The organism is Neptunicella marina, assembly GCF_014270035.1.
Lineage (GTDB): Bacteria > Pseudomonadota > Gammaproteobacteria > Enterobacterales > Alteromonadaceae > Neptunicella > Neptunicella marina.
On the sequence record NZ_JACNEP010000009.1, the window covers coordinates 121,655 to 133,900 of the forward strand.

The 12,246-nt window shown below is 41.7% G+C and carries 7 protein-coding genes; 3 read left to right on the forward strand and 4 right to left on the reverse strand.

Features of this window, described 5'->3' with window-relative positions; all coding sequences use genetic code 11:
* Positions 1-22: 22 nt before the first annotated feature.
* On the reverse strand, positions 23-313 hold the full coding sequence (locus tag H8B19_RS12530; protein WP_186507234.1) for a hypothetical protein: 291 nt from the start codon (positions 311-313) through the stop codon (positions 23-25).
* Between the two features lie 161 nt (positions 314-474).
* Between H8B19_RS12530 and H8B19_RS12535 the strand changes: the two genes are divergently transcribed.
* From H8B19_RS12535 to H8B19_RS12545, 3 genes are all read left to right on the forward strand, one after another.
* Complete coding sequence (locus tag H8B19_RS12535; protein WP_186507235.1) at positions 475-1,446, forward strand: hypothetical protein; 972 nt, start codon at positions 475-477, stop codon at positions 1,444-1,446.
* A gap of 464 nt (positions 1,447-1,910) precedes the next feature.
* Entirely contained in the window at positions 1,911-2,129 is a 219-nt protein-coding gene (locus H8B19_RS12540) for an antitoxin Xre/MbcA/ParS toxin-binding domain-containing protein (protein ID WP_186507236.1), read from the forward strand.
* 304 nt (positions 2,130-2,433) lie between these two features.
* Positions 2,434-4,671 (forward strand): SEC-C metal-binding domain-containing protein, encoded by a 2,238-nt coding sequence (locus tag H8B19_RS12545; protein WP_186507237.1) that lies wholly within the window; start codon positions 2,434-2,436, stop codon positions 4,669-4,671.
* Between the two features lie 219 nt (positions 4,672-4,890).
* Here H8B19_RS12545 and H8B19_RS12550 read toward each other — a convergent pair whose 3' ends face one another.
* The 3 genes from H8B19_RS12550 to H8B19_RS12560 are packed head-to-tail and all read right to left on the reverse strand — an operon-like array spanning position 4,891 to position 12,162.
* Positions 4,891-5,313, reverse strand: a complete 423-nt coding sequence (locus tag H8B19_RS12550) for a hypothetical protein (protein ID WP_186507238.1) — start codon at positions 5,311-5,313, stop codon at positions 4,891-4,893.
* A gap of 1 nt (position 5,314) precedes the next feature.
* Positions 5,315-10,186, reverse strand: a complete 4,872-nt coding sequence (locus H8B19_RS19030; RefSeq protein ID WP_186507239.1) for an RHS repeat-associated core domain-containing protein — start codon at positions 10,184-10,186, stop codon at positions 5,315-5,317.
* Positions 10,183-12,162: an Ig-like domain-containing protein gene (locus tag H8B19_RS12560; RefSeq protein WP_186507240.1), complete on the reverse strand. Its 1,980-nt coding sequence runs from the start codon at positions 12,160-12,162 to the stop codon at positions 10,183-10,185. Before H8B19_RS12560 ends, H8B19_RS19030 begins: the two co-directional genes overlap by 4 nt.
* Between the last annotated feature and the right edge of the window lie 84 nt (positions 12,163-12,246).

Genomic DNA, 12,246 nt, shown 5'->3' on the forward strand with positions numbered 1-12,246 from the left:
TTTGTGTCTGGTGTTTACGTTTTCATAGCGCACCTCCACGTGTTCCATGGTCAGCTACTGTCATTCGGCGGGACGCCAACCAATTTGCAATATCTTCCGCTAATGCATAACGCCCTCGCTTTCCTTCCAATTCGAAAACGGCAACAGGCACTTTGCCTCGCTTGTATGCCTGTCGGAATGCATCTCCATTGGTGAACCCGAGCACTTGATAGAGTGCTTTGCCAAACAGCAACATTCCGTGCTGCTTAATCAAGTCCTGTTTGATCCGTTGCGCCAGCTCCCGCTCTTTTTCCGTATTTACAACTTCAGACATGTTCATACCTTTATTGGGGCATCGAAACTCTACTGTAGTAGCCCACTATTTTTTCGCTAGGAGGATGACAGAGCGGTACTGCGATCCTCCCCCCATAACTGAGCGTGACTTACCCAAAATGAACTAAACTGAAATTTATAAAAAATGTTTGGAATGCCGACATGACACGTCGATATGGCGAGCAATACCGGATAGCCGCAAAATGTCAGATGAGGCTTTTTGTGGCCGCAACAGGCATCAATTGCTCAGGAAAAGCTTGTGAAAGGTTTATGGGAACGATACGAATTGATCCCGCCACTGGGCAGGAAGTAGTTAATGGCAAGTTCACCCGTGCTTTTCATGGGCGAACACAACTTCACCCTCGCACTTATGATGAAATCAAGAAAACAGCCCAACGCTTCGGAATGACGCAAGTTTATGACCACGAGCTCTGGGAACTGATTGGCGAGGATAAAATAACAACAGATCATGAACCAAAGGTGGGGGCCTTAATCACTGAGCTTGCTGCCGAAATCAAAAAAATCTGCTTGGCTAAAGATGATTCACTTCTGAAAATAGGGGACATAGTTGCCACGAACAACGAGCTTGATGTTATAGCTGCTCACATTTTATTGTTTCGAGGTGCTGCCATAAAAAACAGAAAAGTGCTTGTAAAGCTGCTTAATAGCTACGTAAGCACAGTGGCTTTTGCAATAGAGTGGCGGTCGCTACGGTTTATCAAAGAAGAGTTCTTCTATTACATGCAGAATACCTTCTTCGACAATCCGAAAAACAATTTATCCTTCATTATCGACAGCGCATATCCTGATTTTAAAACGGCATCATTTTCATCATCTTTAAGCCGTATAAGTACCATAAACTTGCTTACTGATTATTTTATTATGGTAGTAACGAAGCGTTCTGAGAAAGCCAAATACCGAATGCGTGTGTACATGCAATTTATTGATATTGCCCAATTGATTAAAGACTTAGATTTTGTACACGGTATGGTCGATTCGAATGACACGAGAAATAAATCTGGATTACTAGCGCTTCTCGCTGTTACTGGAAATACAATAAAAGTGAACGCCTATCGCGGCCCAACCAGAGTCATCAATAATTCTCAAACACTACCGAACGGGCGATTAATTTAATGCACGTTACTTGTACACCTTTGTTGTGACTGGAATATTCTAAAATTCCAGTGGAACGCACTAAGTAGTCTGGCGGTTCACGAAAATAAGCCCAGATGGAACAAACGAAAAGCCTACTCAGATGATTACGCTCATGAAAATGTTCACCTGAACTCATCAAATTTTTCATCACGACTCATTTAGCCGTTCCAGTCAAATTTTAAAATGTTCCACTTGTGGTAAGTTGTCAGATCACGAAACAAGCAATTTAGAACAATGATCCCTAACCAAATCCCCTTATCAGTAACCAGATTTTGTTTACTGACAGTAATCACACCTTGTAAAACAAAAAATGATTACCAACGGTAAACCGTTTGTGTTTACCGCTTTCGAAGTGACTGCCGCTTTGAGCACAATGCGCCCATACCAGATTATCCGCTATACTTTAGTCATGGGTTCCCCCCTGACTTAACTTGAGATTAACAATGACATCAGAACCAAATGATGAAGACGTGACTGTCGAAATATTGCAGCAGGAACTAAATAGCCTGTTTAAGGGCAATGAGGACAGCATGGAAGAATGGCTTGAAACTAGGATTCCAGTTCTCAGTGGTGAGCAACCGCGAGCTATGTTTGATACGCCACATCGACGTCAGCGACTGTTTCAGATTCTACAAGAGATGAAGTTTGGCGAGACGGCTTAGTCGGCAACAAACAAGCCCTCACTCAAGTCCCTATATTCGATCATTTCAGGTATACCATCATGACTGCGTCTAAGGCCCGTCCGGGCGGGTTGGTAACAAAAAGCCATCGGCATCTATTCTGAATCAGGGGGCAAGCTTTCTCATGCTTTATCATTCCAGTGCAAGGCTATTTGTGACAATTGCTTATATCAATATCCCGTCTATTTATTTCTAAAACATCCAGTAATATGTGAGTGGTTTAAACGTTGACTTTAAGAATTGATCGCTAAAGTATTAGTGATCATGCTGTCTAAGGATTTTTTTAATGGATCAATTTAGTCTCAACGAAGTGCTCACTCGCTTGAATGATAAGAAACTGACAGCAATAAGAAAAATAGAAGCTACTCTCGATACAGTTTGTGCTGAAACAATGCTGTGTACACAGATTGCGCAGCTACTTATTACAACCGAGGGAGGAAATATTGGTGATGCCTTTGGCAAGCACCCTGCCATGATTGAACGTCTTGCTGAAATTGCTATACCAAAGTTTGGTGTCAGTTCAAATAAGCAAATCAGCGTATTCGAATCTAATTCAATCTACCCCTTGCTTGAAGACATCTTAAATGCAGACATGTTCCCTACAGGGCAGTCTTCCAATTTACCAAGTATTGCTGAAGATTTAAAACGGTCAAGTGAAGTGGTAAGAGGAAACGCATATCCCGAACAAACTGCTACAAAGATAAGACAGATTCAGGGGAGATTTGACTCGTGGTTTGAAAAGAAAGCAGGGATATCCCCAAATCGTGTAGTAGATATCGTTACAGCACTAGTTCCTCGTGTTGAGGAGCTATCCAACGACGATCACGATAACATACGTACACATGCAAAAGCCTATCAGGATCAATTTTTAGAATATACAAATCTGCCTTCTCGAAATGAAAAAGAGCAATCATTTATAGATTCGCTACAGAGTGAGGAAAGAGCCTTTATTTATGGATATGCTGAATATATTAATCTTGTTATGTGCCACAAATGGCCAACGGAGCTGACAGAGTTAAATCTTTCTCCCCTTTTAACTCAACAAGAATCGCAAGCATTTAAGCACTTGTTTTCTGTGGGTAAGCACAACATCTCACAAGTTAAGCATATCCAGCGCAAACCGTTTTATCAATTACTTGATGGCCGTATCCTTTTTGGCGATATATCCAATGCTTATGATGTCATTTTCGACAAATTTGAAGCCATAGCTAAGAAAGATGGCCAGTTTTTTAGCACGCAATACCAAAAGCATAAAGCTAAATGGTTGGAGATGCGTGCCTTTAGCCACTTGTGTCAAATATTCCCCAAATCAGATGTATACCAAAGCTTATGTTATCCAGATCCTGACAGGGAAAATTCTGAAGCGGAAATGGATTTGGCGGTAAAGTGGGGGCCGTTCTTACTGTTGGTTGAAGCAAAATCAAAACAATTCAGATTTGAAGGCCGTGTAGGAGATGTTGGCCGGTTACGAACTGATATCGTGAAAAATGTTCAGGATGCTTTCGAGCAATCACTTAGAGTGAAGCGATATATTGCAAGTGAGGATGAATGTTTTTTTAAAGAAAAGAGTAACGGAAGACATTTATCCTTTACATCAGCAAGCATTAAAAAAGTTTTTTCAATATCAATTACTTTCAATAATTTAGCAAACATCGCAACCAGCTTGAATAAGCTATCCGACTTAAACCTGTTCACTGATAAAGACTACCCATTTTCAATCTGTGAGTCAGATTTTGAGCTATTAACTAAAACAAACCTGACTCCTGATATATTTCTTCATTACATCCAAAGGCGAATTGAATTATTTAGTGAGGCAATTGAATGGAATGGTGATGAAGTTGACTTATTTTGCGCTTATTTAGATAGCCGATTACTTTTTGATAATTTGGCGCTTGGCAAAAATGAGCAGGTCAATGCATTACATTTTAATGGTTATTCAACTCAATTCGATGAGTTGATGGCTTATGAACGAGATGAGTACCCAACCAAACCAAATATACAGCTAAACCTACCACCAGATGTTATTCGGTTGTTTGAAACACTTAAGTATTATGATGATGATGGAGCTAGATGGATAGCTTTTGCGCTTCTAGCCTTGTCAGATAAGCTACTTAACAATGTTACGCAGTTCCTGTTGAATATCGAATTAGAATCATTGTCCACCGGGTACAGAACAATGACGTTTGTAGAAAACGACACCGTAGTTGTTCTGGTTGGAACTAAATACCATAGTTTTGATGAATTGCGCACTCATATGGCAGGTAAAGCACTACTTGAAAAATATCGTTATAAAGCAAGAAAGTGCATTGTGGTTGGTAAGAAGCATTGTCCTGAAAAACAGCCAAATAACCTCTTTGATACAGCCGACTACATAGAATTTAATTGGGTATTTGATGAGGAGAGTGAAAAAATACTAGCTACTTACCCTAAAGCCAAAATAACCAAAAAAATAGGTCGTAATGAACTTTGCATTTGCGGTAGTGGAAAGAAATTTAAGAAATGCTGTATCAACAGGATTCAATAACTAAACGCTGATTACCTACCAATAGTCTAATATTGAAATTGTGCTCATTGGTGAAAACCATCTTCACCGAGCCAGCACGAAAGCTCACTTTTCTGGTAAGGGCGTTGGTTGGATTCAATGCGACGAAGCCCGATCACACAGCATTGGTAACAACCCTCACCAGCATTCCAAGGCGAAAAAAAGCCCCACCATCGAAGGGCGGGGCTTTGGATTCAAAGTTTATTTATTAATGCAATCAATCTCGTTTGACATTCTCAATATCGAATCAATAGATAATTTCTCCAAGCTTACAAACTTAGCTTTCAACAGCCTATGATACTTTTCAAAATTCATTTCGACATTGTAGTTTCCATTTATCTCAATTAATGGCTCGGTTACTGAAGGATCAGCAGACCAAGTTATATCTGCCAGATTTAAAACCACGCCATCCCGCACATCAAACATTAATGCGGAATTGCTTTGAGTTGGGACAACCAAGTAGGATGACTGTCCAGAACCATTGCAGCCAGCCAAAAATTTCGGTCCAGAAATATTGTTTACTCTTTCAAAAATTTCCTTCAACAATATTTCATCGTGAGACTTCTCTTCTCCTGAAATTGAGAAAAAAGGAAGTACAAATAAAAGCATCAGTATTTTTTTCATATTATTGATATACAGTAAAATATATTCCTGCACTCCCTAGTTCTTTTGTTGGATATGAATTTTTTAACGGCCCTATACTGTATTTGACATCTCTTCCATGCATAGGTGACATTAAATCTTTGTTATAAACCTTAAGGAAATTGAGATCTCTAAAGTTAAAGTGCATAGCACCACCAACGCTATCAATCCCTTCACTCCTCTCAAAATATACTTGTTTTATAATCCCCTCGATTTCTTCCAGTAGTTTTAATTCACTAGGGTCAATTATATTGCCTAATTTATCTGAAGCCGTACTAGGTCTATTTTCACCATATTTTTCATCTCCATTTAATATTGTGTGTGCCATAAAGCGCCTCACTCGCCGCTCACTGTTTCCAGACAATGACCTGCTTTCATTAAAGATAATATTACGCAACCCAGTAGTAGTAACTTTTGGTCTGGGAACTGTAACTGTACAGCGAGTAGTAGTGGGGCATTCCAACTCCATTCCTGTCGGATCAGTATACTTATAGGGGTTATTGTTTACATATATATATCGATTGAAGGACATTATCGGGTTAGTCCGATTCGGTCCAACTGGATCATTCGAATAGAAACGACCTATGACTGGATCATAGTATCGTGCCTGCATATAACTTAAACCTAAATCGGTATCGAATTTATGGCCTGTATAACCCACATCGTCTATTTCATTACCATCGATACTGCTGCCAAATGGACGATAGTGCTGTTTGCCCGCGTTTTCTGGTATGAAACCGTCTTTGGCAATTAACTTTTTGCCCAGGTAAATGTAGTTAATTCCGCCATCAGGCGTTTCACGATACAGCAAGGTGCCATCCTGACTGTACAGACTGTAGCTGGTTCCTTTTGAGTCGGTTTGTTTCACACGTCTGTTGTTACCATCATATAGATAGGTATAACTACCACTGCTCACCAACTGATTGGCGCGGTTGTAAGTAAAGGTTTTACTGCCATTACCGTAGATGTTGCCTCTGTCATCGTAAGTGAAGCTGCTGTACTTACCGCTTATTCCGGTAACAGAGGTCAGGCGGTTGTCCGCCGTGTTGTAGTTATAACCTAAGCTTTGGCCTTTGCTGTTGTAGGTCAGGATATTGCCTAATCCGTCGTAAGTGAGTGAACTGCTGCCAATGCCGCTGTTACCGGTTGTGGTCTTGAGCCTATCCAGACCATCGTAGGTCAGATTGGTCAAACTGTAGGCATTATTCACATTATCCGTCAGGCGGGTGACATTCAGATTATCGTCATAGATGTAGCTGTAATGCAGTGCCGTTGTGCCGGTTTTACTGTCTTTAATGCTGCTGGGCACTTTGCGGGTATTCAGTGTGGTTTTATGGGTTAAGCCATTACCGTAGCTAAAGGTATTTAAGCTGCCGGTAGGATAATATGTGGCACTGGTAGCGTAATCCTGCCCTCCCCGGGTAGTTCTTACTGCTTGAGTAGGTTCACCAAACCCATTAGGTGCATAAGTCACCATATCACCGTCAGGGTAAGTAAGGCTATTTAGGTGTCCCGCTGAGTTATAACCATAAACAAGCGATTTTGATGAACTGTCAGGTGCAATCCGCTGTCCCGCGGCAATAAGAGTTTCATCATCTAACAAGTTCAGGCTATTGTAATGATAATCATGCACTACATTGCCTGCCGTCAGTGTTTCTACATTACCATTGTTATCCCGTGCATAGACAACATCCGCAGCAGGATTTTCAAGTGGTGTTGTACCATTAGAGGCGTAATCGGGGTAAGTCGTTTTCCATAACTGCCCAAGGTTGTCATAAGTAAATTTAATCTCCTTGGCTACGTCCGATGTATAAGTACAATTGGTGTTACTACCTCCTGTGACCCCCTCTGCTTTAGCGGAGACTTCGCCTAAAACTGTATAAATAAAGACCGCTGTGCCAACATCATTACGGCTGACCTTACACAGGTTATGTTGTGCATCATAAGCACGATATTCTGTTTGGCTGACATTTAGCCCGGATTGAGTAACGGACGTAATATCGCCAAAGATATTAATCGTCTGAGTGGTGGTGACACTTTCAGGGGATTCTATGGTTAACGCCTGGTCGTAGGACGGCTCACCATAAGCCAAATAAGTGGTGGTGGTCACATTACCTTCGGCATCAATAACTTGTTGCTTATTGCCACTGAGGTAATTGATTGTTTGTGTGCCGCCGCCGGTTTGGCTGGTTGTATGCAAACGTTGCAGGCCGTCATAAGTATTGGTTGTGCCACCCGTCTCGGTACTGCTGGCTGACCAGTAGGAACTGAACGTTTCCTGACTGTAGGCATTAAAGATTTTATTCTGGTAACGACTCTGGCTGTTGGTAACATCTGTATTGGTGGTTAATATGGGACGCATCAACGCATCAAACTGCACTTCCGTTTCAAAGGAAACGGCGCCCGAACATCCACTTTTTGATGCATTCAGTGTACAGCGCCTGGCGGTTCTGACTGGCGCTTCACCCGCTCCCTGACTCCAGTCAAAATAAGTATCTAACCAGTTGTCCGGTGCATCAATATAATTCAGGCGGCCAATATCGTCATAGCCATAACCATAAGTATTTCCCTTCAGGTCAGTGGTGCTTATTACCCACCCGTTATTATCAACCGTTCGACTAGCGGATAATGTCCCGGAATCCATGTAACGCTTCGGCACGACGATGCTTTGAGGGGTGCCTCTCTTGTAGTTACTGAGTATTTTATAACGGAAAGTACCTGTACCCAGATTACCATTCGCGTCTGTTAATGGTTGGTTAAATTCTATTTTTTCTACATTACCATCTGCGTGGTAACTGGCATATCGCGATTTCCATACATCATACTCTTTGTGTTCATATGGTACTTTAACTGAGTAATTCCTGCCTTCATTGGTGCCCGTCAAGGTTTTATAGGTCGTCTCTTTTAACGGTACAAATATATTGTTACTGTTCTTAATGCGTGTCAGCGTTGGCATTCCAAGATGCCAGTTAGCTCCATCGTCGTGCAAATAATCCTGCGTTGTATTTCTTGTAGTAACGGTATTGCTTCCAAGCATATGCAGTTCATTTGTTTCACCAACATAACCATAGGCATCAAAATCATCATAACTGGTTATATATTTGTCATCATCTCCCGCCGCAGGCAAGGTTATTGCACTTTGACTGAGATTTATTCGGTAACTTAACTGGTTGCCATTTACTGAACTTAATGGTGGATAATCTCCACCACAAGGACATAAATACCAATGGCTGCCAACAAGATCGCCCTGCACATAGGTTTTTTCAACACGCTTAAGTAAACTATTTGAAACCGATAATGTATCTTCAGCAATGACCATTCCTTCCGTTGGTGACTGAAACTCCCTGTCAATATAATAAATCGTCTTTTTATCAGGTCCGCTAACCGTTACTGTCCGGTAGTTCACAGCATTGCTTGTCGTTATCGGCGCAGGAAAACCGCCTACAGGCGTTGTAATGCTGCTTGCTTCGTTTTCAACGTAGAGAGCACTTTCTGCATCATAACTTCCATCTTGCTCAGAATAGTCATATTGCCACTGAAACGCTTCAACATCTGGTCCAGAAATCGCTCTTTGTGTTAAAGACAAGCTAACGGTGCAATTCAGGTTTCTTGCCGTTCCATCGACCCCCTGCGTCATTCCCCATACAATAGCGGGTTCTACATTTGAGCGATTATGGAATCGCTCATGAAAGGTGTAATCAATTCTTGTGTTTTCTGGTGTAATCACATATGCGTATTCATCAACTGTACTGCTGTATCCGCAGGAAGGGCGTTCAATCGGGCCGTCGTGAGAATTGTATTGTATGGTTTGGTTGTAGGAGCCAAGCTGGTCATTCGGATCAAAAGCCGTAATATAGAGATTGTTATATTGCCAAAAAGTATTATTCGGCAGCTCCACTGTACTCAGATATTTGTGACCTGTTGTTTGGTAGGTATAGTTCCATGTTCGGCCATTTGCTGTAGCTGATACGGGAATTTGCGGCTCAGTAGTGTCGTAGGTGACTTCAATTAATCTGCCATTCGAGCCTTCTATTTTATGTAATTCTCCATTTACATATTCGTAATCCACGTAGTTACCAAACTGATCCTCAATTTTGGATACCATCAATATCCGAGTTCGTATAATAGGATCCTTAAAAGCTTCTTTACCATTGTAGTAACTTTTGATTTGGTTAAACGTATAAGTCAAACCATTTGGACCCGCTACAATGATTCCTTCTTGTCCATCGGGATTGTTTATACAGCCCGTAATTTTGAAATTTGATTTTGTGATTTGCTCACTGCCGTTGGTTAAGAATGTTTCTGTCGTGATATCAGGTATATGTAATAGTTTTCCAGTCCAATATAAATTGGCTGCTGCAACCAGCTCACTATGTGTATCCATTACTGAGTCAGCAGAGCCCGTGCAATTCTTACCGTCGTGCCACGTATTATTTCCCCAGTTCCAGCCATAATCAGTATGGCCATCTTTCAAATCAAGGTAGTTTCCTTTTATAAACGGTATATCCCATTTCCAGCCTGTTGGTCCACCGGTATCCAAATCACCAGAGGGGATCCATCTGCGTAACTCAACAGGTATCGTCGAATTACCAGGAATAGAAATATCTGTTACTGCAAATGTTACCTCTCCTGTTACCGGATTATATCCATCGCCTAATTCAGTCGAGCCGGGATAACGTTGAGGAACTTGTGGTTCAAGGATACTGATATCCACTTCAATATCTTCAACAAGCTGAGTCGTTTGCTGTGGTAACTCTATCGGCTCATCCTCATCTCCGGTGCCTCCGGTTTCTTGTGCATATGCAAAATTGAACAAGCCTAAAAGCAAAATAATAAGAATATATTTATTGATCATTGTGCATTCCCTTGTTGATCAGTTTCAGCTGCAGGAGAGCCTAATAAGTCTGTATGGATAAAAACAACGCGACGTCCTGTTTGTTGTGGAGCCTCAACAGTAAAACTTCTGGAAGTGACAGTTGAATATGTCCCGTCATTATCTTTAGCTCGATACGATATAGTATGAGAACCGGCTGAAAGTGTTCCAAAGTCTACGCTATAGGGGGAACTTGTATCCACCTGCCAACTGCCACTATCGAGTTTGAACGCAACATGAGCAATAGAGCCATCGCTATCACTGGCGGAGGCTGAAGCCGTTACATTATCGGTAGTTAGATAAGACGCACCATTTGTTGGACTGGAAGGGCTGACAGTTGGTTTTAGATTTTGAGCTTCAACAGTAAAACTTCTGGAAGTGACAGTTGAATATGCCCCGTCATTATCTTTAGCTCGATACGATATAGTATGAGAACCGGCTGAAAGTGTTCCAAAGTCTACGCTATAGGGGGAACTTGTATCCACCTGCCAACTGCCGCTATCGAGTTTGAACGCAACATGAGCAATAGAGCCATCGCTATCACTGGCGGAGGCTGAAGCCGTTACATTATCGGTAGTTAGATAAGACGCACCATTTGTTGGACTGGAAGGGCTGACAGTTGGTTCTGCATTGGGAACAACAGTTACTGTAAATGAATCCGATGCAGTTAAATTGCCACCATCTTTGACCGTAATATTAATGGTAGCAGTCCCGAACTGTCCTGCATTCGGCGTCAGGGTGACAACACGATTAGCACCGCTTCCCCCAACAAATGAAATACCCGAGGTGGGTAATAGTGTTGCATTACTTGTTGATTTGGATAATGTCAGATTACCTGCTGGTGTTTCCAAATCTCCTACCGTAAATCCAATTGGCCCCTTGGATTGATTCATATCCATCGTCTGATTAGGGATATTGGAAATGGTTGGGGGAGTATTTGGTATAGAGACGGAAACCGTTTTTGATTGCCATCCACCACATAAATTATTCGGATTACAGGCTCTGACTTTGTATGTATATGTACCCGCGCCGGATGAAGGTGTTGCCGAAAAACTGAAATTGGTTCCAGAGCCTTGAGAAGTATTTGAAAAGTTTCTTTCAGAGCCAGAAGGTGACACTTCTTTTTTTTGGTAAAAGCCACTTGATATTAAACCTCCTGATTTGGTCCAGGAAAGAGTAACGGATTGGCCGTAGTTAATAGAAGTTGATGAAATACCAAAATTGTTTACAGTTGACGGAGTGGTATAAATAAAAATTCTTATATATGGGCTATAACCGCTACACCCATTAATATTACATACTTTATATTTATAATATCGGTAACCATAACTGCTTTGAGACGTGCTGAAACTCTTGCCGTATCCCCCGACCGATGTGTAACTGGAATTGTTAGTCGACTCATAATGCAAATAATCTTCCGCTCCGGGCACTGAAGGTGCTGTTACGGTGTAAGATTCGTTGACTGCGTGATAACTACCGCCTGATATCATGGGAGAAGATACCGGCGTTGGTGGTGGTTCATCCTCATCAATCGGAACGGCAAAAGTTGTAACGCCACCAGCCACGGCATCTTTGTATTGAGGAGCACATGTAGTTTCTACCGTCTCAACTTCAGGGGAGTAAGCTAGCTGGCGACACTTTTCTGAATTAAGTTCATCGAGGGATAATTGTGCAATATTTCCCTGATCATCCAGTACATTTCCCTCTTCATCAAGACCTCCTATAGCATTGTTATTGCGAACAACATCAACACCTTTGCCATCAGTATTTTTTCGATTAAACAGGGAGTGCTCACTTGTATTCCAGTCGACCCCGCCAATTTGGGTCGGTAATTGATGTAAATCATTTGCACTAAAGTGACCTTTATCACTGGAAAAGTGCACAAAAACAGGTTTGCCTGGTGTCTGGCCGAAAGAAATAACGTCATCAAACCCATCCCCATTATAATCCCCAATCATTAAGGATCCTGATTACCCACAAACATCAGCCAGTCTCAATAGACGATATGGCATAGGCGGTGTTCGCACAGCAACCCTCGCTAG